Origin of the sequence: Azospirillum agricola, from assembly GCF_020005195.1 — a bacterium.
Classification (GTDB): domain Bacteria; phylum Pseudomonadota; class Alphaproteobacteria; order Azospirillales; family Azospirillaceae; genus Azospirillum; species Azospirillum agricola.
In genome coordinates this window covers 125,348-147,768 of sequence record NZ_JAIFZR010000003.1, presented here as the reverse complement: position 1 = coordinate 147,768, position 22,421 = coordinate 125,348, and the positions used below count along the sequence as shown (strand labels likewise).

The window sequence follows — 22,421 nt, the reverse complement described above, 5'->3', positions numbered from 1 at the left end:
TCGGTCGTTGGAAACAGATCGAAGATCCGCTCCAACGGCATTAAGGAGAGCTTTATCATTGCGCCCCATTGTTTCATCGAGATGTTTTCATCGGTGTCGCCGGCGATAATAAATGAGAAGATCAAGGATCTTGCGTGCCATATGAATTCGATTTTTTATAATCATCTCGTCCATGAGGAACTGAAATGATAAAGATTCTTTTCTTCAATCCTGAGCAATATGTCGATTTCGAAAACGAACCGAGCAATATTCAGCTCCGCCTGCCGATTCTGAATTGTAGTTTACCGATTGAGCACCGTGACTGCGTCTATCAGCGCGACCTGCGGGCGCATGGTCGCGCTGAAATGGATCGGCGCGCGTTGGCGGCCGTGGCCGAGTTTCGACCCGATTTGGTCATTTATTCAGCGACATGGGAGCATGAGAACCTTTCACCCGGCGTTCTGAAAGCGATTCGCGACGGCGGGACGCCGGTGGTCAGCATGCTGTGGGACAGTTGGATCGAGCCGACCACGGCGGAGGCCGAGTTGCTGGGGAGCAGCAGCATATTGGTGGTTGGCGACAGCCTGCACACCTATCTGCGCTGCCGGACCGTAGCGGAAAGACTGACGCCGCAGACCAGAATCGTGTTTTTCGGCGGCCAAGTGTTCACCGATCTGCTGCGTCCGTTGCCGGATGAACCGAAGCAATTCGATGTCACCCTGCTGGGCTCGAACGAAGGCGACCGGGCGCGGCTGGTGGATTATCTGACCGAGGAACTGCCCAAGCGCGGCATTCGCTTCAACAAGGCGGGCGGTCTGGTCAATTCGCGCAAGGGAGCGTTCAAGCTCACCGACGATTGGGTGTCATGGGAAGAATATGTTCGCATCATCAACCGCTCGAGCCTCTGCCTCAACTCCCGAACCGATCCGGCACGGGTGCAGATCAAGGGCAAGATCTTCGACTATATGGCCTGTCGGGTCGCCTGTCTGACCGATGCGAATGTCGAGACGCGCCGCTTCATCCCTGACGGAGCGGCAGCATTGTTCGATGGGCATGAGGAATGCCTTGCGCAGATTCTGCGCCTTTTGGGCGACGATGCCGAACGCGAGCGGATCGCCGCAGCGGGACATCGCTGGCTGACGGAGACATTCGGCTATCAGGCATTCTGGTCGGGTATCCTGCGCACTGCGCTGGGAGACGGCGGCTGCTTGCCGACCCTTCCCATACTGGAAGACGAATATGCCCGCGTCCATGCCTCGCGCTCTGCGCTGCTGCGGCATGAGTTGGCCGGTGGCGCCCGGTTGGCGGCCATCTCCTTTTCCGGCGTGCCGCAGCGGATGCCGGTGACCTGGGCCAATCGTCGCAACGGCTTCCAGCGGATGATGCTGGAAGACGGCACATGCATCGCCTCCAACCGCATGCCGGTCGATATTGTCCGCCTTGATGACGACCTTCTGCTCATTTCCGACACCTTCGGTCGGGTCGCATTGGGCAATGGCTGGGTGTTCGGGTATGGGGGGGCCGCAGCCACGGCGGCCCCGGATCTCGAGTATCTGAACGCTGCCATTGACGAGTTCACGCGGCGCAACGCGGACAGCCCGGCGACGGGCAAGGCATAAATTGAGGATTGTTAGCAATTCGGCCATAGAGTGACGCACAGAAGACTCGGCGACCGGAGTCACCTTGCCAATCCGGGCCTTCGGGCCGCCCCAAGAACGGAACCGATCATGTCCCAACCAGCAGGCTGTGCCACCACCGAGCCCATCCTGTTCCAGGATCTTCAGGCGCAGAGGCACCGGTTGGGAGGCCGCATCGACCAAGCCATCGCACGAGTGCTGGACCATGGCCGCTTCATCATGGGGCCGGAGGTGGTTGAACTGGAATCGAAACTGGCGGCTTTCGCCAATGTCCGGCACTGTGTCACCTGCGCCAACGGCACCGATGCCCTGCAGCTTGCGCTGATGGCGAAAGGCATTGGACCAGGCGACGCCGTCTTCGTACCGGCCTTTACCTTCGTAGCCTCGGCAGAAGCGCCAGCCCTGCTGGGCGCCACGCCCGTTTTCGTCGATGTCCTGGAAGACACCTTCACGATGGATTCGGCCAGCCTCTCCGCGGCTATCGACAAGGTGCGCCGAATGGGGCTTAAGCCGGCCGCCGTGATGCCGGTCGATCTGTTTGGCCAGCCCGCTGACTACGGGGCCATCGGAGAGATCGCCCGCGAGCATGGCCTGTTCCTGCTTGCCGATGGGGCGCAGAGCTTTGGCGCGACGCTGGCCAACAAGCGGGTCGGCAGCCTGGGAGATGCGACGGCGACCAGCTTCTTTCCGGCCAAGCCGCTCGGCTGTTACGGCGATGGCGGTGCCGTCTTCACCGACAGCGATACGCTGGCTCAGACGCTCCGCTCCATCCGGATGCATGGTCAGGGGGTAGACAAATACGACAACGTACGCCTGGGCCTTAACTCACGGCTTGATACGATGCAGGCGGCCGTGCTGATCGAAAAGCTGTCGATCTTTGAAGAGGAGATCGCGGCGCGCAACCATGTCGCCCACCGGTATACCGCCGGGCTGGCCGATCCCGTCAGGCTTCCGGTGGTGGCGCAGGAGGCGACTTCCGTCTGGGCGCAATATACGATTCGCCATGATCGCCGTGACGCGCTGGCCGCCAGCCTCAAGGCGGCCGGTGTCGCAACGGCGGTGTATTATCCGATACCCCTCAACCGGCAGGGCGGTTATCGCCGCTACCCGGTGGCACCGGGCGGCGTGCCCGTATCGGAGCGGCTGGCGGCCGAGGTGATCAGCCTGCCCATGCATCCGTACCTCGCTGCCGATGCGCAGACGCGCGTCATCGATGCCATTCACGCCGCCACCTGCCGGCCATGCGCGGCATGAGCGGAACTGATTCCTCCAAGGGCGGGCGGCGAACGCTGGTCGTCTTCTACAACGCGCGCTATTCGCTGCCCTTGCGCTCGTCCAACGAAGCGCATCTGTTTTCCTGGAAGCGCTACTCACGCCATCATGTCCTATACGTGAATGTTGGCTTCGGCGTGCCTTGGCGGCTGCTGGAGCGGCTGGACATCGATGCCATCATCTTCGACACAATCTTCCTGACGATGCATTGGGATCCTGCGCTGTTCGAGTGGCGCGCCGGTCCATGCCGACGGTTGCGAAGTTTCGATTGCCCGAAAATTGCCGTCGTGCAGGATGAGTTCATGCATATGCACCTTGTCGTCCCCTTCCTGCGGGATGTCGGTGCCACGCATGTGCTGACCTGCGCCGATCCTCCGGACTGGGCGGCACTGTACGGTACGCTCGACCAGTCGCGCACGTCATTGCGGACGGCCTTGACCGGCTATGTCGATGAGAGACGGTTGGCGTGGTTGCGCGACGTTCCCCGCCCTCTGCGCGATATCGATATCGGCTATCGGGCTTGGCGCAACCCTTATTGGCTGGGCGAGCATGGCCAGCAGAAGGTGCTTGTCGGCCAAAAGGTCGGAGAGGCTGCCCGGCGCCGCGGCTTTACCGTCGACATCAATTCATTGGATGCGCATGACTTCCTGATCGGCGATCGTTGGTTCGAGTTCCTTCTGCGCTGCCGCGGGGTGCTGGGTGTCGAAGGCGGGGCGAGCGTGCTGGATTGGGACGGTTCGGTGCGGGAACGGGTTGCGGATTATCTGGAAAGGCACCCTGGCGCTACTTTCGAAGAAACGCGCGCTGCCTGCTTTCCGGATCGCGACCACACCATCGGTCTGGCCTGCCTGTCGCCGCGCCATTTCGAGGCGGCGATGACGGGAACCTGCCAAATCCTGCTGGAAGGTCGTTACAATGGGGTCTTCGAGCCGTGGCGCCACTATATCCCCGTGCGTCCAGATTACAGCAACCTGGACGAGGCGCTCGAAGCCTTTTCCGACCATGGCCTGACCGAACAGATCTCCCGCCGGTGCCGGGAGGAGATCGTGGAATCGGGACGTTGGAGTTATCGCAGCTTCGTCCAGGACATTGAGGAGACAATCGTCGAAGCGCCGCCGGTGGTGGCACGCCGCTTGCCCTTCGTCCAGGATTTGTGCCGCCAACTTCTTCACTGGCGCGAACAGGTCGTATGGCGCTTTGCCAATTTCGAGGCCCGAACGAAGCCGGGCTCCTCCTTCGCGGTGCGGTATCTGCTGGCGGAGGGCCGCAACCTCCTGGACTTGAACTGAACGCTTACCCTGCGCCGCCAGCCAGAAGTGCGGCGATGCGGGAAGCCGCCTGCCCGTCGCCATAGTCGGCGATGGGACGGCGTGGCCGATAGCCGGGGCCGCGCCACAGGCGGTTCCATCCGTTCTCGATGGTCTCCACCCATTCCGTTTCGTCGCGCAACGTGATGCAGGGCTTACCGTGGAAATAAGCTTCTTTCTGCACCCCTCCGGAATCGGTGAAGACGCGCGTGCAGCCGGCCAGCAGTCGGGCCATGTCCAGGGCGCCCACAGGCGCAAGCACCGTCAAGCCACCGAGATCCAAGCCGAAACGGGCCGCAGCATCGCGTGTGCGGGGGTGCAGAGGCAGGATGATGGGCACCTTTTCCTCCGCTGCGGCGTCGCGCAGGTAAGCGAGGATGCTGGCCAGACGCCCGCTGTCGTTGGTGTTCTCCGCGCGGTGCACGGTGGCGAGCGAGAAGCCGCTGTCGTGAACCCCCAACCGGTCCAGGACCGTGGAGGTGCGCCGGGCACGTCCGGCCAGTGACAAGGCACTGGCGTACATCACGTCGCCGACATGATACACGCCGGCGGCGATGCCTTCGCGTTGCAGGTTCGCGACGGCTGCCGGCGTTGGGCAGAGCAGCAACGTGCTCAGGTGGTCGGTCATCACCCGGTTGAGCTCTTCCGGCATGGCGCGATTGAACGACCGCAGCCCGGCTTCCACATGCGCGACCGGAATGCCACGATGTGCAGCGGCCAGAGCACCGGCCAGCGTCGAGTTGGTGTCGCCGTAGACCAGAACCCAGTCGGGCTTCTCGCGGTCGAGCAAAGGCTCCAGCGCCTGCAGCATCCGCCCGGTCATCGACGCGTTGCCACCGCCGTGGATGTATAGATTGTGGGCGGGGGGCGGCATGCACAGATCGGCAAAGAACACGTCGGACATGGCGGCGTCGAAATGTTGGCCGGTGTGCACGAGAATCTCTTCCAACCCGGCCGCGGCAAGGGCACGGCCAACCTCAGCGGCCTTGATGAACTGCGGCCGGGCGCCGACGATGGTCAGTATGCGCATACGGCGGTTCATACATTGCTCCGTCCGGCATGCTGCCGGTTCCAATGGTCGATCCAAAGTTCCCGGCTGAGGAATGGATAGGCGTTGAGGGCGTCTTGGATACCATGCGCCAGCAGCGTGGTTTCAATCTCATGCCAATGCTGGCTGGCGATGATGATGATCGGATTGGCGACCGCTTGCTGGAGGAAGCTTGGCAGATCGAACACTGGAAGCCCCTCGCATTCGCCCGGCGTGCTGGTGTCAATGAAGCCGATCAAGGTCAAGCCGGAAACGGCGTCGATTACCCGACGGATGCGACGTCCGCCCGCTCCAACTCCGTACAGGTAGATCGGCCGGTGTGGCGGCAGACGGGAGAAATCGTCTTCCGTTTCCAGATGATGACGACCATCGATGCTGCATTCGGCGAGAAGGAATTCAATGTCCTGCCAGCAGGAGGCACGGTGGGCGACGGAGGTGAGCCAAGGGGCTGCGTCATAGACCAAGCGATTCCCCCAGCATGCCAGCAGAGCTTGCGGGGCCTGACCCGTCAGCACCAAGATGGCGTCCTCGTCGATCCCTTCCATCGGTTCCACCATCGTGGCAACGGGACCGGCATAGGGCACGGTCGCCATCGCCTCCATGACGGTGCGCACGGCTGCCTCTTCTCCATGCACATGAATCGGCCGGCTGCGCGGCACCTGCACGGGGTCGTGAAGCGGGAGGGGGGGCGTCATGGGATCAAAGGCCAGCCTTGCGGTCGAGAAAATGACGGTGCTGCGTTATGCAGCGTTCGATAACCGAACGATTGGCGCGCGTCCACTCGACGGTCTGCCGCAACCCCTCGGGCAACGCAGTCGCCGCCGTGAAACCGAGTTCGGTGCGTGCCTTGGTCGGATCGCCGTAGCGCTTGCCGGAACGATCCCAGGTCCGTGCGGGCCTCAGATCGACAGGCGCAGGGGCGCCGGCAGCCGAGTTGATCAGATGGGCCAGTTCACCGATCGACGTTTCGACGCCCGTCGCCAGATTGTAGACTGAGCCAGGTAGGGCCTTGTGCGCACAGGCAATCAGCCCTTCGACCAGGTCCCCGACATAGATGAAATCGCGTGTGGCGATGCCGCCGTTTTCCACCGGCAGCGCCGTGTTGCACAACGCTTTCCAGATGAAGGTCGGAATGACATTGCGCCACACTGTTGCCGGCGTGCCGCGCCATTGTCCCGCGCCAAGGATCTCCCTCGGACCATAAACGTTCTGGAAGCGCGCTTTCACGAAAGGCAGCTTGTGTTTTGTGAAATAGTAATTTCCATAGAGCTCGCCAACGATCTTGGAGATCTGGTATGGGCTGTCTAGATAAAGAGAAACTGGATCATCTTCGGTTGTTGCTTCCGCAGCATCAAAAGTTTTCTGCGCCACAGTGCAGCCGGCCGATGCATAGATGATCTTCCTGGGAGCCTGTCTCGTTGCCAGATGATCGAACAGCTTCAGCGTGGTCAGGGTGTTGTTTGCATGATCGGCGAGGGGATCGTGCATCGAACTCTGGTTGCCATGATAGGTCGCCAGATGAAAGACCCAGTCGAATTGCTGGGGAAGCTGCTGGAGGACCCGGTCGTCAGCGATGGAGCCGAGGCGAAAATCAATGGCCGGATGGTCCGGTACGTTGACCATGTCGGCAGAGAGCAAGTTGTCGACGACGACGATCCGTTCCGGCCCGTCGTCGAGCAGGCGATGGCAGAGGTTGGAGCCGATGAAGCCGGCCCCGCCTGTAACCAGTACGGTGGAACCGCAGAACTCGGATCGGCTCATGCCCCTTATTCCTTCGACTGGATGAGGTGGGTGAAGGTCTGGGTGATGCCGTGCTCCCGGTACCAGTCGATCGTCCGTGATACCCCGTCGCCGAGAGGGGTGCGGATCTGCCAGCCGAACTCTTCCCCGGTACGCGAAGGGTCGAGAAGGATCGTATAGGCATCGTCGGGGTGACGTTCACGCACCTCGACCGGCTGCTCCAGATTGATCCGCAGAGCGCGCACGGCTTCGTTGAAAAGCTCCGAGATGGAATAGTCCGAGCCGGAAGAGATGTGGTAGGCACCATGCCCACGTCCGTCCACCGCTGAGACGACGCAATCGACAAGGTCGTCGATGTAGATGAAATCGCGGCGTGTGTTCGTGACGAAGCACGGCTTTCCGGTCGTCAGCCGATGATAGAAGGTAGGCAGAGGGCCGGACAGGTTGCGGGGGCCGTAGGCGTTGGCCAGTCGGAAGCTGACATGGTCGAGCCCGGACAACTGGATGTAATGCTCGCCGGCGGTCTTGCTGATGGCGTAGCTCGATCCTCCCGGCAGGATCGGGTGAGCCAGGGTGATGGGCTGTTCCAGCGGTTTCAGGCCATAGCACAGCGCCGTCTGGAAATAGATCACGCGCCCGCATCCGCTGTCGCGTGCCGCCTTGACGATGTTGGCGGTCCCGACGCCGTTGACCAGCGCGTCTCCGGCCCAATCTTCCGGATCCTTGTACGAGGCGGCGGCGTGAACGATCAGATCCGGTTTGAAATCGCCCACCAGCGCGCGCACCAGCGCGCCGTCGGTGATCGAGCCTTCCACCATGGTGAGATGTTCATGCGCTTTCAAATTGTCCCGACGCCCCGTGGCGTAATTATCAACCACCATCACGGCATCACCACGCGCCAGCAGCCTGTCGGCCAGGTTGGATCCGATGAAACCGGCACCACCCGTAATGAAGACCCGCATCGATCACACCTTTCGTTGACGCTGGCGGAATATGGGGACAGGCTGCTGGTGGTTGTCAATGGTACGGCCGGTTTGCGGTGTCCGACCGCTTGGTCAGAGGAAAATAGAGAGCGCAAGAACAACCGGCAGAAGCGCTGCGGCGGTGATGAAGCGCCCCTTGCGCCGTATATCGCGGTCGATCAGGCTCATGGCGCAGGGATGCGCGTTGTACCAGTCTCTTATCCCGCGGTCATCAAGCTGCCGGGCGATCTCCTTGACGTGCTGGCTTGCGATGAGGACGATGGCACCGGGTTCATGGTTCGGCTGAAACTGGTCCAGCGTCAGTATCGGGCTGCCGTGAAGATTCCCGGTCTTGTGGTTGTCCAGAAAGGCGACAGGCCGGTGTTTCCTGCTCCGGCTGAGGTAGGCTTGAAGAGCTTGACCTCCTTGACCCGCGCCAAAGATATAGAGCGGATTTTCGCGGGGAAGTTGGTCTGCTCGCCAGATCGTTCGCATTACCGTCGTACCGTTAGCGTGGGGCACTCAACCTAACCCATTGGCGGAATACGGAACAGGCCAAGCGCTTGGCAAGAATCCGGATCGGCGAGAATCAATTCAGCGTATCAGGTCCAATAGCACGGATGCGTCAAAAAAAGATAATCCCGGCTTGGTCTGAAGAATTTTGGAATCCTGTATACATCGTTGTACAAGAATCTTTGATTGCTTCCGCCGCCTTCAAGGTGGCAATCCTCGATCACATAATCATAGTTGCGAAATTCAGGTCGACAGTCGGTAAAACGAAGGCCGTATTTTTTCATGCTCTTAATGATTTTCGCACAGAAATCCTGTCTTTCAAGTTGTCGTTTCGTTCCGAGCCCATGCATGGTGAAAGAAAGTGGGGAAAAACCGAACAGGGTGGTGAACTTGTCCAACTCGTCTGAGAATGCGGCGAAACTGTCGTCATGGGTATAGCAGGCCGTGTGGAGGCCGACCTCCAGCCCGATCTCATGGCATCGGGATACCATGGCGCGACAGGATTCGGCCGGATAATCCTCATCATCGACACGGACATAGACGGCAGCAGGGATTCCGAGTTCCCGGTCGATTTCGAGAAGTGCAGGTGTGTTCGCCACACAGGCGGCGGTGTCGATATCGTGGCGGACATACAGGCGGGCCCGGGGGCCATCGCCGAAGGACGCTTCCGTGAAAGGTCGGATTTCGCAGCGGCGGAAGGCGAGTGCCTGCTCCAGAAAACGGCGGTACAGTGCGATGGGATAAGGAGACGTTGCGTAGAAACGGCGTTGTTCCATGAACCGTCGTCTACGCCACCGCCACAGGCTGTCAACCAGAGCCATTGTCGCATGCACCTTAGATCATCCTAATCCGATCATAAGATCGGTGGGGAGTCATGCCACATGGCTCGTGAGGAATCAGCAAACTTTTCCAGCCATCGAGTCCGTTCGGCTGGTCCTCCTGCGACGGTTCCGAGCAATGGCGGCGGCTTGGAGTCGCTTCATCGCTGTGCTATGGATCCCTGGTTTCCCCAATCTGGATAACGGCCGGTTCCTGTCATGGATATTCGCGGTAAGAAGCTTGTCGTTGTTGGCGGAGCCGGCCTGATCGGTTCCCATACGATCGACGCCTTGCTCAAACACGATGTCGCCGAAGTCATCGTCTATGACAATTTCGTCCGCGGCACCATGGAGAACTTGGCAGACGCGCTCAAGGATACCCGTGTAAGGATTTTTGAGGTCGGTGGTGATATAGGTCAGACGGATATATTGGCTTCTGCTCTGAAAGGGGCCGATGGGGTTTTTCATTTTGCCGCGCTTTGGCTTTTGCAATGCTACGACTTTCCGCGTGCTGCCTTCGACGTCAATATCCGCGGCACGTTCAACGTGCTCGAAGCCTGTGTCGAGGCCAATGTCCAGCGTCTGGTTTATTCGTCTTCAGCATCCGTCTATGGCGATGCGGTGGAAGAACCGATGACCGAAGACCATCCGTTCAACAACACCAACTTCTACGGCGCGACCAAGATTGCCGGGGAGGCGATGGCGCGTGCTATCCATCATCGCCACAGCTTGCCTTACGTTGGTCTGCGCTACATGAACGTGTATGGCCCCCGACAGGACTACAAAGGCGCTTACATCGCCGTGATCATGAAAATGTTGGATGCCATCGACCGTGGCGACGCCCCCGTCATCTACGGTGATGGTAGCCAAGCCTATGATTTTGTTGCCGTTACTGATTGCGCCCAGGCCAACGTCTGTGCCATGCAGGCAGATCCCGTAGACCGCTTCTACAATGTTGGCACGGGTGTACGGACGTCAATTCGGGAGTTGGCGGAGATGGTCGTCGAGTTGACTGGATGCCGGATGCCCATCCGCTATGAACCCGGCGGCATGACCTTTGTGAAGAACCGCATTGGCAGCACCCACCGGGCTCGCAAGGAGATTGGTTTCGAGGCAAAGGTGTCGTTGAGGGATGGGTTGGCTCAGCTTATTTCCTGGCGCGACAGCCACAAGGCGGAAGTTGAAGCACGCCGCGCCAAGTTCAAGGGCTGATGCTGACGGCTGCGGCGTGAGCATGCTCGGTAGTGTATGGCGAGCCAAAAGTCTGCTGCTGGACGTATCGGCAAGATTGCACAGGCGGGCGATCTTGCCTTTTCGCAGACGCGCAGTTCTCACGCACCGGTCAAAGGGGGAGTGAATCGTATCCGGTTTCCAGCCACGAAATTACGATAAGCCGCTTGAACCCATCCGCAACGGCAAAAGCAGTCAATCTCGTAGCGTTTCGGCTGACAAGCGGAGTTCAATACGGAAGAGAAGATCAAAATGTCAAGGACGGAATCTATATTTCTTATGGTTCTATATTGATAGAATGAGAGTCTTATTTGTATTGATGTGTGATAATTTTGTGAATATTTCAAGGATACTTTGATGAGTTATCCTCACCGCCCCTGGACCGTGCTCAACAGCCGTGATCTGGTCGACGCCGAACCCTTCCTGAAGCTGCGCGTGGAGGAGGTCGAACTGCCCGATGGCCGGCGGATCGACGATTACTATCAACTCGACATGCCGTCCTTCGCCTGCATCTTCGCTGAAACCGCGGATGGACGGATCGTCGTCTACCGGCAGTACCGGCATGGGCCGCGCCGCGTCGGGCTGGTCTTTCCCGGTGGCCATCTGTCTTCGGACGAGGAACCGCTCGCCGCCGCCAAGCGCGAGCTGCTGGAGGAGACAGGGATGGAGGCCCAGTCCTGGATCGACCTCGGCGGTTACATGGTCAACGCCAACCAGGGCGGGGCGTGGTCGCACATGTTCCACGCCACCGGCTGTCGCCGCGTCGCCGAACCGTTGTCCGACGATCTGGAGGATACGGAGATCCTGCTGATGACCCGCGCCGAGTTGCTGGCCACCATCGGCCGTGGCGAGATGCATCTGTTGACCCAGATCGCGCTGGTCAGCATGGTTTGGCAGGCCGACATCGCCCGCGCCCTGGCGGGGGCCGCCACCTCGGGAGACGACGCATGACCCGTTCCATGGCCCGTCCCATGACGCGCCTCACTCCGCCGCTGCTTCTCGCCGCCGCGCTGTTCCTGGCCGGAAGCGCCGCCGCCGAGCCGATGAAGGGCAGCTACGAGATCCGCTGCCAGGATCCCAAGACCCGACAATGGGCCGTCGCCGGCCGCGTCGTCGATCCGGAGATCATCGACCGGCCCGGCGGTGGCCGTGAGGCGCGTGGCAAGGGGCCCGATGGCCGGCCGGTTGCCGTGCCGATGCCGGCCGACCGCACCTGCATGGTCAGCGGGGTCTGATTCTCGGCGGGGCGTGATCAGACGAACGCCAGATCGCCGACGCCCAGGGTGGCATTGCCGCCGAACAGGCCCAGCAACCGGATGTCGGTCGCCGCCAACTGGTAGTCGGCGTTGGCGTCGCCGATCAGGTAGAGCCCGCTGTTCAGCCCGTCGCTGGCGATCGCCAACAGGTCGTGGTCGGCCGGCTCCGTTCCCGGCACCAGCGGCCCCATCGCCGCGATCAGGGACGCATAGCCCGCATCGACCAGCGACGCGACGGGGACGGTGAGCCGGACCGCCTCGTCGATCGCCATGTTGATCTGGCCGGTGGCGCGGTCGCCGCCCGACAGGAGGCCGTCGAGATTGTCGTCGAGCAGGGCCCGCAAGCCCCCGGCCAGCACGATCTTGTCCACGCCCGTCTCGAACCCAGTGATCTGGTCGAAGCCGGCGCTGACGCCGGGGGAGGAACCATCGTTGACGGCGATGTAGCCGATCTGGTCGGTCACGCCGTCGGCCGGCAGGATCAGCGTGTCGGCCCCGCCGCCGCCGACCAGGACGTTGCCGGTCTGGTTGCCGACCAGCGTGTCGTTGCCGGCTCCACCGGCCGCGCTCTCGATCAGCGACCGCGGGTCGCCGTCGTGCAGGTAGGCGTTGGCGATGTTGCCACGCGCGAACGCGGTCGGGTCGGCGATGTTCAACTGGGCGAGCTGGGCGGAGGACAGGCTGCTCCAGCCGCCGGGGGCAAGCGTCACCGACACGCCGGTCGTGTAGGCCGACAGGTCGTAGGTGTCGTTGCCGCCGCCGTCCCACACGGTCTGGAAGAGGACGCCCTGGTCGGGCGTGAAGCGGTAGACGTCGTCGCCGGCGTTGGTGGTGTAGTTGGCGCCGTAGAGCTCCTGGATCGCCGCCACGTCGTTCAGCATCGGCCCGGTCGGGTAGGAGGTGGCGCCCAGCGTGTAGGTGCCGTTCAACGGCGCCCCGGGGTAGGAGCGGTAGCTCATCACCGACAGCTCGATGGAATCCTGGGCCGGGTCGGCGACCGTGCCGCCCAGCGTGTCCTGCGGATGCTTGAGGCCCAGCGCATGGCCCAGTTCGTGGACCGCCGTCTGGAACTCGTAATGGCCGGGAATCCAGTCGGCCGTCCCGGTCAGGCGTGGCCCGAACCAGACGTCGCCACCGATCGGCGCGGCGTAGGGGTAGTAGGCTTCCGACGTGGCCGTCTTCGAGGTTCCGGCGAAGCGGATCTCACCCTCCTGTCCCGGCTCGGTCACCGGCACGAAAGTGATGTTCGCCACCCGCGACCAGCTGCTCAACGCCGCGCCGACCGCCTGCTGCTGCGCGCCGGTCAGCGGGGTGAAGCCGGAAAAGGGTTCACCGTTCGCATCGTAGCCGGTCCAGCTCGATCCGGCGACCGGGAAGCCGACCGTCAGGGTGCTGGTCGCCCATTGGGTGGCGCCCAGCAGGGTATCGATGTTCGGGTCGCCCGTCAGGGGCACGCCGGCGGTGCCGATGGTCATCTCTTGCCTTCCTCTTCTACGCCGGCCGGGCCGGACGATCCCACGCTGCGGATCGGGACTACTCATCCCGAGCCAACAGCGCGACCGGCAAGATGGCACAGCCAAGCGAGGTAATACTTGAGACAAGAACGTGACCGAGAGGAAGAAAAGGGTCTTGTGGCAAGCCCTGAAAACAAAGATGCCAGATTGGAAAAATCGAATTAGGTACCTCTTCATGTGTATTATTTAACTGTATATTCCATGAAAGGGGTAATCACCAAACGGCATAAGCGCGAAAGGGACAATTAACGTCCCGTTAACTGGAGGGATGGCTCAATGAGGTCATCGAAACACACCGCTGATCTTCACTTCGAGCCCAGGGATGACGACCATGACGAAGACCAACTTCTCCTCCGAAATCTTCAGCGCCGCCACCCTGCACCTGGATGTGCTGGATGAGTTCATCGCCGTGGTCCAGGGCAAGCTGGTTGCGACCGACAACGCCTTTGCCCGCGACAGCCTGACCGACCTTCTGGCCAACCTGACCGAGCAGCGCGAGACCTACCTCGCTTTCGCGGCTCCGACCATGGTTGCCACCGCGGCCTGACGGCCTCGAAGAGCTTGCACGCTTTTTCTCTTCAAATTTTCATTTTCCAGAGATGGCGATCATGACAACGACGACTGCCTCGTCCGCTGACATCTTTGCGGCTGTTGCTTTGCATCTGGACGTGTTGGATCGCTTCATCACCGTGGTTCAGGGCAGGCTGGCGGTGGCCGACGACCCCTTCGTCCGCGACAGCCTGGCCGATCTTCTGATGGATCTGAACGACCAGCACGACGCTTATCTCGTCGCCGAATCACAGGTTGTCGCTGCCTGAAAATCTTCCTATCTGGCGCGAAACCTCGATGGGTTACAGAAAACCTGCCCATTCCCTTGGTCGCAAGCTTCCGATCACCCAGGCACCGTACCCTCCACCATCTTCCCGACGGGAATTGGAGGCGACGCCCTGTTGCCGGATGCCGGACACCAGCCTGATCCCACCGTGTCGTTCAGCCGAGAACTCCCCAGCCCAGGTTGCGTGACGGATCGTCGGGCGTGGACAGCAATGGGCTTTCCGGGATGGCGGCCATGGCCAGTGCGTTCGTCTGGCTGGTGGTGTCGATGAGAAGCGGTGACGTCGAGGAGGAGAGGACCTGGATCGGCACCGCCATGAGCGCAACAGCCGTTCCGCTGGACGCGTCCAGGATCAGTTGCTCCGTTCCGGCCTGGAACTCCATCGCCGCCGCCGCCTTGACGGCCGCCGTGGTGCCCACCACCGAGGTCGCCCGACCGGCGGCATGGCCCCACAGGATGTAGTTGCGGGTCGCCGCATCGGCGTCGCCCTGCGCCGCCGCCGCGACGTCCGGATTCGCCGCCATGTAGGCTTGCGGGTCGAAGCTGGTGCCCCAGCCGGCGGCGCGGCCCCACCGGATATAGTGCAGGGCTGCCGCGTCCGTGTCCAGCCCGTACACTCCGGCGAGCTCCGGGTGGGACGCGATGTAGGCCAGCCCGTCGAAGCTCGCCGTGCGCCCGGCGTCGTGGCCCCAGCGGATGTAGTTCTCCGCCGCCTTGCGGCCATCGGTGCCGTAGGCGTCCATCAGGTCGCCGTAGGAGGCCAGATACTCCAACGGATCGAAGTTCGCCGTCCGTCCGGCCTGCCGGCCCCATTGGACGTAATGGAAGGCGCCCATCGAGGCGTTCGCCCCGTAGGTCTTCATCAGGTCGTCGTAGGAGGCGATGTAGGCCAGCCCGTCGAAGCCGGCGTCGCTCATGCCCGCCGCCTTGCCCCAGGTCAGGTAGTGGTGCAGCCCCATGATCGGGTCGGCGCCGTAGGCGTCCGCCACCGCCGGGTTGGCGGCGATGTAGGAGAGCGCGTCGAAGCCCTCGGTCGGCCGGCCCGCCGCCTTGCCCCACATCAGGTAATGCCAGGTCGCGGCGCTGGTCGAATAGCCGTAGGCGGCGACGACGTCCGGGTTCATCCCCATGTAGGACACCGGGTCGAAGCTGGCGGTCGGCCGCCCCTCGGACCGGCCGTAGGCGAGATAGTGGCGGGTGGCCGCCGCCGTGTCGGTGCCGTAGACGCCGGCGAGATCGGGGTTGCTGGCCAGATAGCGCAGCGGGTCGAAGCCGGCGAGCTGGCTGGCCTGCGACACGCTGGTGACGCCGACCGCGCCGGTGGCGGTGCCGCCCCGGCCGTCGGCGACGGTGTAGGCGAAGACGCCGGCGTCGCCGTCCAGGCCGGGGAGCGCCGCGTGGGTCAGCCCGGTCAGGTCGGCGGCGGACAGCGCCGTGCCGACGGCGACCGGCGTTCCGTTGGCCAGCCGCACTGTTCCGGCGGGCAGCGCCGCCACGGTGATGGAGAGCGCGTCGCCGTCGGGGTCGGTCGGCGCGGCGATGCCGAGGCGGCTCCACATGCCTTCCCGCGTGGTCACCGCTCCGTTGGGGGCCACCACCGGCGCGTGGTTGGTGCTGCCCGGGCTGGCCGGCACGACCGGCGCAACCGGAGTGATCGGGGCGGTCGACGCCACCCCCATCCGTGCCCAGTCGAGGTCGTGGATGCCAAGAGCGAAGGCGGTGGATCCGGCCTGCAGGCTGTAGTTTCCGGCTCCGGGGTTGGCGAACAGCGGGTCGGCCTGCGTGTCGGTGCCGCCGGCCGCCCCGTTGTAGCCGCGTCCGCCCTGGACCAGATTGCCGCTCATGGCGAAGCTGCCGGGGGTCCACAGCTCCCAGTAATCGTTGCCGGTGGTCGAGGTGATGATGTTGCGGGTGATGCTGTTGTCGGCCAGCCGCCCGATGTCGCCGCCCAGCGGCGCCCATTCCAGCCGGACGAAGCGCTCGCGCGGGTTGGCCAGCACGGCGACGTTGTTGTCGATCCGGTTGGCGTCGCCGCCATGGACGAAGACGCTGGCCCAGCCGGTGTTGCGGATGAAATTGTCGGTGACGGTGACACCGTTGGTCATGTCGTCGAGATAGACGCCGAAGCTCTTCTGGCGGTCGAGCCAGTTGCCCGACGAGTCGGTCGCCAGCCCGCGCACCCCGTCGATGTAGTTGCCGCGGATGATCGTCCTGGTGTCGAGGTTGGAGCGGCCCAGCATCTCGATGGCGGCGCTGTCCGCGGTCTCGCTTCCGGTGTTGACGATCCGGTTGTACTCGATGACGTTTCCGACATTGCCGGTGTTGGCGTCCCAGTTCTTCAGCGAGATGCCATAGCGCGGGCTGTCGGTGATGCTGTTGCCGCTGATCGTGTTGTTCTGCACGCCGTAGAGCGAGACCCCGGACACGTCCTTGCGCACGGTGCCGATGTCGGTGATGCGGTTGCCGGAGACGATGTTGCCGTTGCTGCCGTAGGTGATCTGGATGCCGCCCGCTCCCAGGTGCTCCATCCGGTTGCCGTCGATCGAGTTGTTCGAGGAACCGTTCAGCGTGATGGCGGTACCGAGGTTGCTGAAATAGTTGCCGGACAGCCGGTTGCCCGAGGCGCCGCGCAGGTCGATGGCGGTGCCGGTGTAGGGGGTGTCGGCGAAGGCCAGACCGCTGATGGTGACGCCCGAGGCGCCGCTCAGCCGCACCAGCGTGTCGAGCCGGGGCACCACGGCGCCTTGCGCCAGCAGCGCTGCCGCGTCGGCGGGCTTCACGATCAGGCGGCCGGTCTCGGCCTGCCACGCGAACTCGCCGGCGTCGCGGATCAGGGCGTCGTCGTTCAGCACGCGGTAGGTGCCGCCGCTGCGCAGGGCGTACTGCGCCGCCGTCTTCAGCGTGATGGTCCGGCTGGCCGGGTCGATGCCGGCCATCTCGGCGATGCCGTCGGACAGGCGCTCGGTGTCGAAGGTCTGGATCATCATCCCGGCCTGCACCGCCGCCGGAACCTGGGCTCCCGCTTGGTAGCGCAGCGCCGTCTTGCTGGCGCCGGAGGCCGCCTGCTCCAGCACCTGCCAGCCCGACGTCGCGTCGCCGGCCGTCCAGTCGCCGCTCTGCGCCACCTTCTGCCGCACCCCGCCGATGGACAGATCGAGCCCGGTCACCCGCGACACCGACGCCGCGTAGAGCCCGCCACCCTGGCTCGTGAAGCCGGTGATCCGTTCGCCGCCGCTCAGCGTCGCGACCTCGCCCGGGTAGCCCAGCAGGCTGACGCCGCTGTCGGCCGCCCCCAGCGTCAGGGTGGAGGCCAGCGTGTAGGTGCCGCCGCGCAGGTAGGTGGTCTTGATGCCCGAGGTCCGCATCGCCGCGAGGGCGCGCTCCGGCGAAGCGAAGGGCCCGTCGGTCCCGTCGGCGTTCGGCGCGTCGAGCAGGCCGGACCAGGAATCGTTTCCGTTGGCGGCGACGAAGAAGGCGGAGTTCGGCATGGCGCTGCCTTTGGGCTTTGGCGGGTGTGAAGCTGTTGAGCGCCATGCTCGGAGATCGGCGTTAACGACGGTTTGCGCGATTTGAGTAAAAATTGTGGCAAAATGCGGATGTTGCAGGAAAGGGTGAGGCGGTGCGTGTCGAAGCCTCTGCAAAAGAAAGGGGACGCTTCTTGCGAAGCGTCCCCAGGTTCGGCGTGCTCGCGGATGACGGACACGCCCGTTGGAAAGCGGATCAGCCGAGCTTGAGGTCGGTGAGCGCGATCTGGCCGCTGAAGGTCCCCATCAGCCGCACCTCGTTGGCCGAGACCAGGCTGTTCCCGTCGGCGTCGCCGATCAGGTAGAGACCGCTGCGGGTGCCGTCGTTCGCCACCACCAGAAGGTCGCGGTCGGCGGTGGTGTCCTTCAGCGTGCCCATCGCCGCCCGCAGCGAGGCGAAGCTTGCGTCGTCCAGTGCGCCGATCGTGCCGGACAGCTGCACCACCTCGTCGGTGGCAAGGCTGATCTCGCCGGCACCCCGGACCGCGCCCGACAGCGACCAGTCGAGATTGTCGTCGATCAGGGCGCGGAGCTGGCCGTACAGGACGACCTCGTCGACGCCGCTGGCGAAATTCGACACTTGGTCGTACCCGGCGGCGATGCCCGGAGCCGCTCCGTCGTCGGGGCTGGAGAAGACGATCTGGTCGCGGTCGGCAGGTCCACCGGTGGTGCCGAGGCCCAGGACGATGGTGTCGCCACCTGCCCCGCCCTCGAAGCGGACGGTGCCCTCCGACACCATCACGGTGTCGGCCCCGGCGCTGCCGGTGACGCTCTCCACGCCCGACACCCAGACGGTGCCGGCGGCCAGCAAGCTGACCTTGTCGATGCCGGCGCCGCCGACCACCGCCTCGACCCCGGCGACCGACAGGGCGTTGCCGCCATCCCCGAGCCGCAGCGTGTCGGTGCCGGCGCTGCCGACCACCGTCTCCATCCCGGCGACGGTCATGACGCCTTCGCTGGCCATCATCGCGATGTCGGGCCCCGCCCCGCCGACCAGCACGTCGATGCCGCTGACCCACATCGTGCTGCCGATGTCGGCGGTGGTGATGACGTCGAAGCCGGCGCCGCCGACCAGGGCGTCGACCCCACGGATCAGCATGGTGTTGCCGGTGCTGGCCAGCGTCACCGTGTCGATGCCCGCTCCGCCAACCAGCGTCTCGGTGTTGGCGACGGTGAGGACGTGGTTGCTGTCGGTCAGGATGGCGATGTCCTGTCCGGCCCCGCCCAGCAGGACCGAATAATCACCAACGGTCACCACACCACCGCCGCTGCCCAGCGTCAGGGTCTGGTCGGCCGGCCCGACGATTCCGCCCGACTCGGCGCCGGTGCCGCCGGTCGGTGTTCCGGTTGTCGGCGTCCCGGTCGACGGAGTGCCGTTGAGGAGTTCGTCGATCCAGCCCGGGATCGTCCCCGGTCCGCTGTTGCCGGTGTCGACGGGCGGCGGCGGGGGAGGAGGGGGAGGCGGTGGGGACACCGGACCCGGATCGGTCGTGCCTCCACCGTTGTCCACCGGCGGCGGAGGAGGAGGAGGAGGGGGCGGCGGGGGCGGGGGCGGGGGAGGCGACACCGGCAGGTCGGTGATCCCGATACCGCCGGCGGTCAGGGCGAAACGCGCCGCCTCGAACGTGCCATCCAGCGAAACCGTCAGGTCGGCGCCGGCAACGGCGTCGGTCCCGATGTGCAGCACGGTCCGGCCGCCCACGGTCTCGATCTGGACGTCGCCGTTCCCGGCCGCGGCGCCATTGCCGGCCGCGACGGTGCCGGACAGGGTGACACCGGTCAGCAGCAGGCTGTCGCCGGTGGCCGCCCCGACGATCTCCACGTTGCCGGTGTGGCCGAGGGTGATCGCATCGTTGCCGGCGCCGCCATGGATCACGGCGTGCGAGACGCCCGACAGGCCGGTCCGGCCAAGATCGATGGCGCCGCCTGCGGTCCCGGCCATCACCTCCAGGACACTGGCGGCGTCGGCCATGCTGAGGGTGCCGAGGGCCGCCAGTTGCGAGGCGCTGAGCGTCAGGGTGGCGGCGGCGCCGGTCACCGCGATGCCTTCGATGCCGCTGACCGACTTGGCCGACAGGTCGGCGCTTCCGGCGATGGTCAGCACGTCGGTGCCGGTGCCGCCGACGATGCTGTCGAAGCCCTGGGCCTGCGCGCCGGTCATGGTGACGGCGTGGCCGGCGTTGCCGGTCAGCTCCAGCCTCTCGACGCTGGTCAGCGTCATGCCGCTGATGTCGACCGCCGGCGAAGCGCGGAAGGTGTACCCGTCGATCACCGCGTGGCCGCCGACGCTGGTGACGTCGGTGCTGGTGATCTCCAGCGTGTCGGTGCCGGTCCCGCCGTCGAAGCTGGTCGTGCCGGTGTCGTTCTGGTTGACGACGAGGAAGCGGTCGTTGCCGGCACCACCCTCGATCACGTCGGACTGGACCTCGTCATAGCCGGTGGCGGCGTTCTGGCCGGACAGGAACAGGTCGTCGCCGGCACCGCCGCGCAGCGTGTCCTGGCCCCAGTCGCCGACCAGCGTGTCGTTGCCGGTGCCACCGACCAGCAGATCGGCGCCGCTGCGGCCCCAGAAGCGCACGCCGCTGTTGTCGCCGGTCAGGGTGTCGTCCTGGTTGGTGGCGATCCACTGCTCGATGCCGGTGTAGGTGTCGCCGGCGGCGTCGCCCGTGTTCAGCGTCGGGTCGAGCAGGTTGATGGTGATCCCGGCCGTGGCGGCGTCGTAGCCGGCCGCGTCGAAACCGGCCCCGCCGTCCAGGCTGTCGGCTCCGGCGCCGCCGACCAGCGTGTCGTCGCCGGCCCCGCCGGTCAGCGTGTCGTTGCCCGTGGTGCCGGGAACCAGGGTGCCAGGGGTGCCGTCGGGCGTGCCGCCCGGATCACCACCCACCGGGGGAGGCGGGGGAGGCGGCGGGGGCGGGGGAGAGACCGGTCCCCCGCCGGTCGGGGTGGTTCCGAAGCCGATGGCCGACCCGTTGAGTTGGATGTCGGCGGCGGTCAGGGTGCCGGCGATGGTCAGGCTGAGGTCGGCGCCGGCCGTGGCGTCGACGCCGATGTGCAGGACGGTGTTGCCGCCGACCACCTCCATCTGCACCGCGCCGGCCGCGAGCGCCGCGCCGTTGCCCGTGGTCACCGTGCCGGAGAGGTTGGCGCCGTTGATGCGGAGGATGTCACCGGCCCCGACGCCGGTGATGGTCTGGAAGCCAGCGGCCTGCGCCGCCGTCATGGTGATGTCGTGGGCGGCGGCGCCGGTCAGCGCCAGCGTCTCGACGCTGGTCAGCGTCATGCCGCTGATGTCGATCACCGGCGAGGCGACGTCGACGTAACCTTCCGGATCGGTGATGTTGTCGGAGGAGATCTCCAGCGTGTCGGTGCCGGTCCCGCCGTCGAAGCTGACGGTGCCGGCGTCGTACTGGCTGGCGACGATGTAGCGGTCGTTGCCGGCCTCGCCGTAGATCACGTCGGCCTGGACCTGGGTGTAGGTGCCGGCGGTCACGATGCCGGCGATGATGGTGTCGTCGCCGTCGCCGCCATGGATGGTGTCGGCTTCCCAGTCGCCCTTCAGGAGGTCGTTGCCGGCGTCGCCATGGATCAGGTCGGCGCCGCCACCGCCGCCGACCGTGTCGTTGCCGGCCTCGCCATGCAGCTCGTCGTTATCGGCGCGGCCGAAGATCAGGTCGTTGCCGCCGCCGCCGAACACGGTGTCGTCGCCGTCGCCGGCCTCCAGCGTGTCGTTGCCGGCGCCGCCATGCTCGATGTCGTTGCCGCCATGGCCCCAGAACCACACCGGATCGTCACCGGCGGTCAGGCTGTCGGCGTGCTCCGTCCCGATCCAGCGCTGGATGTTCTCGAAGGTGTCGCCGGCGGCCTCCCCCGTGTTGTTCGCCGGGTTGGTCAGGTCGAGGATGATGCCTTCGGTCGCGTTCTCGTAGGTGACCGCGTTGAAGCCGGAACCGCCGACGTAATGGTCGGCGCCGAGGCCGCCGTTCAGCACGTCGCCCACCAGGCCGTCGTTGCCGCCGGCCACCAGCGTGTCGTCCCCCGCACCGCCGATCAGGCTGTCGGTGCCGGAGCCGCCGACGATCGAGTCGTTGCCCGCGCCGCCGTTGATGGTGTTGCCGGTGTTGTCGCCGACCAGTGTGTCGTCGCCCGAGGTCGGCGTGCCGGTGTAGGCCAGGGTGTGAACCCAGGTCTCGCTGCCGGTGAAGGGAGCCGCCGCGGCGATCGGGCCGGTCGCGACGTCGAGATCCCAGGATCCGCCGAGATCGGCGTGGCCGACCGTGTGGCTGGCGGCGGCGACGCGGGCGCCGGTGGCGGCGGCCAGACGCGCGACGAAGCGGCGGCCGGTCTCGCCCGCCGCGACATCGCAGGCATGGATCAGGATCTCGGTATCCCCGGCCTGCGGCCAGGAACGGTCGACGAGCGACGCCGCGTCCAGCGGGCGGCTGCCCAGCAAGACACGGCCCGGCTCGCCATGGGCGAGGAGATGCACGGTGCGGGGCTGCACGGCCAGAGCCTGGGCCAGGACGGCGTGGGCGTCGTCATCGGCGGACACGAGAATGGTGTGAATGCCTGGGTGTCGCCGGTCGACGAGGTCGTCGACGTCGTGAAGGCCGGCATCCGCGATCAGTATTTCGTGCACTTCGGCAACTCCTCGAAGGGCGCCGCCGCCTCGGCCTCGGGAAATGAATCCCCGTTCTGCCAAGAACACTTGGCAGCCGATGCGACAACAGTGAAGAACGGTGGCGTTGACGACACCAAATAAAGGGTGTCCTTGCCGCTCCCACAATTC

Annotated in this window: 17 protein-coding genes; 8 read left to right on the top strand and 9 right to left on the bottom strand. The window is 64.6% G+C overall.

Features of this window, described 5'->3' with window-relative positions; translation table 11 throughout:
* Window positions 1–185: 185 nt before the first annotated feature.
* From JN22_RS08700 to JN22_RS08690, 3 genes are all read left to right on the top strand, one after another.
* On the top strand, window positions 186–1,598 hold the full coding sequence (locus JN22_RS08700; RefSeq protein WP_085553578.1) for a glycosyltransferase family protein: 1,413 nt from the start codon (window positions 186–188) through the stop codon (window positions 1,596–1,598).
* Between the two features lie 108 nt (window positions 1,599–1,706).
* Entirely contained in the window at window positions 1,707–2,870 is a 1,164-nt protein-coding gene (locus tag JN22_RS08695; RefSeq protein WP_085553577.1) for a DegT/DnrJ/EryC1/StrS family aminotransferase, read from the top strand.
* Window positions 2,867–4,177 (top strand): glycosyltransferase family protein, encoded by a 1,311-nt coding sequence (locus JN22_RS08690; RefSeq protein ID WP_143268236.1) that lies wholly within the window; start codon window positions 2,867–2,869, stop codon window positions 4,175–4,177. The genes JN22_RS08695 and JN22_RS08690 overlap by 4 nt, the downstream gene beginning before the upstream one ends.
* A 4-nt stretch (window positions 4,178–4,181) precedes the next feature.
* Here the strand turns inward: JN22_RS08690 and wecB are convergent, their stop codons facing one another.
* The 6 genes from wecB to JN22_RS08660 all read right to left on the bottom strand — a co-directional run bounded on the left by wecB (window position 4,182) and on the right by JN22_RS08660 (window position 9,234).
* Complete coding sequence (gene wecB / locus JN22_RS08685; RefSeq protein ID WP_179166098.1) at window positions 4,182–5,225, bottom strand: non-hydrolyzing UDP-N-acetylglucosamine 2-epimerase; 1,044 nt, start codon at window positions 5,223–5,225, stop codon at window positions 4,182–4,184.
* Window positions 5,226–5,233: 8 nt separating this feature from the next.
* Complete coding sequence (locus tag JN22_RS08680; protein ID WP_085553575.1) at window positions 5,234–5,857, bottom strand: hypothetical protein; 624 nt, start codon at window positions 5,855–5,857, stop codon at window positions 5,234–5,236.
* 85 nt (window positions 5,858–5,942) lie between these two features.
* Window positions 5,943–7,004, bottom strand: coding sequence for an NAD-dependent epimerase/dehydratase family protein (locus tag JN22_RS08675; protein ID WP_143268235.1), 1,062 nt, complete (start codon window positions 7,002–7,004; stop codon window positions 5,943–5,945).
* A gap of 5 nt (window positions 7,005–7,009) precedes the next feature.
* Window positions 7,010–7,945, bottom strand: coding sequence for an NAD-dependent epimerase/dehydratase family protein (locus JN22_RS08670; protein ID WP_085553573.1), 936 nt, complete (start codon window positions 7,943–7,945; stop codon window positions 7,010–7,012).
* 93 nt (window positions 7,946–8,038) lie between these two features.
* Window positions 8,039–8,440: a nucleoside-diphosphate sugar epimerase/dehydratase gene (locus JN22_RS08665; protein ID WP_085553572.1), complete on the bottom strand. Its 402-nt coding sequence runs from the start codon at window positions 8,438–8,440 to the stop codon at window positions 8,039–8,041.
* A gap of 107 nt (window positions 8,441–8,547) precedes the next feature.
* A complete protein-coding gene (locus tag JN22_RS08660; protein WP_211099612.1) occupies window positions 8,548–9,234 on the bottom strand; it encodes a polysaccharide deacetylase family protein in 687 nt (228 codons plus the stop codon).
* Window positions 9,235–9,495: 261 nt separating this feature from the next.
* Here JN22_RS08660 and JN22_RS08655 point away from each other — a divergent pair, with 261 nt between their 5' ends.
* From JN22_RS08655 to JN22_RS08645, 3 genes are all read left to right on the top strand, one after another.
* Window positions 9,496–10,488 (top strand): NAD-dependent epimerase/dehydratase family protein, encoded by a 993-nt coding sequence (locus JN22_RS08655; protein ID WP_085553571.1) that lies wholly within the window; start codon window positions 9,496–9,498, stop codon window positions 10,486–10,488.
* A gap of 375 nt (window positions 10,489–10,863) precedes the next feature.
* A complete protein-coding gene (locus tag JN22_RS08650; protein WP_085553570.1) occupies window positions 10,864–11,457 on the top strand; it encodes an NUDIX hydrolase in 594 nt (197 codons plus the stop codon).
* The gene (locus tag JN22_RS08645; RefSeq protein WP_223677636.1) at window positions 11,454–11,741 is read left to right on the top strand and encodes a hypothetical protein; all 288 of its coding nucleotides are present in this window, start codon (window positions 11,454–11,456) and stop codon (window positions 11,739–11,741) included. Before JN22_RS08650 ends, JN22_RS08645 begins: the two co-directional genes overlap by 4 nt.
* A 17-nt stretch (window positions 11,742–11,758) precedes the next feature.
* Here the strand turns inward: JN22_RS08645 and JN22_RS08640 are convergent, their stop codons facing one another.
* On the bottom strand, window positions 11,759–13,237 hold the full coding sequence (locus JN22_RS08640) for a M10 family metallopeptidase (protein ID WP_179166093.1): 1,479 nt from the start codon (window positions 13,235–13,237) through the stop codon (window positions 11,759–11,761).
* A gap of 370 nt (window positions 13,238–13,607) precedes the next feature.
* On the opposite strand from JN22_RS08640, the gene JN22_RS08635 reads away from it, so the two are divergent.
* Window positions 13,608–13,823: a hypothetical protein gene (locus tag JN22_RS08635; protein ID WP_143268233.1), complete on the top strand. Its 216-nt coding sequence runs from the start codon at window positions 13,608–13,610 to the stop codon at window positions 13,821–13,823.
* Between the two features lie 61 nt (window positions 13,824–13,884).
* Window positions 13,885–14,094, top strand: a complete 210-nt coding sequence (locus JN22_RS08630; protein ID WP_085553638.1) for a hypothetical protein — start codon at window positions 13,885–13,887, stop codon at window positions 14,092–14,094.
* 172 nt (window positions 14,095–14,266) lie between these two features.
* On the opposite strand, the gene JN22_RS08625 is transcribed toward JN22_RS08630, so the two are convergent.
* Together JN22_RS08625 and JN22_RS08620 are read right to left on the bottom strand one after the other, a co-directional pair.
* A complete protein-coding gene (locus JN22_RS08625) occupies window positions 14,267–17,599 on the bottom strand; it encodes a right-handed parallel beta-helix repeat-containing protein (RefSeq protein WP_085553567.1) in 3,333 nt (1,110 codons plus the stop codon).
* Window positions 17,600–17,831: 232 nt separating this feature from the next.
* Complete coding sequence (locus tag JN22_RS08620; RefSeq protein ID WP_143268232.1) at window positions 17,832–22,271, bottom strand: DUF4347 domain-containing protein; 4,440 nt, start codon at window positions 22,269–22,271, stop codon at window positions 17,832–17,834.
* Between the last annotated feature and the right edge of the window lie 150 nt (window positions 22,272–22,421).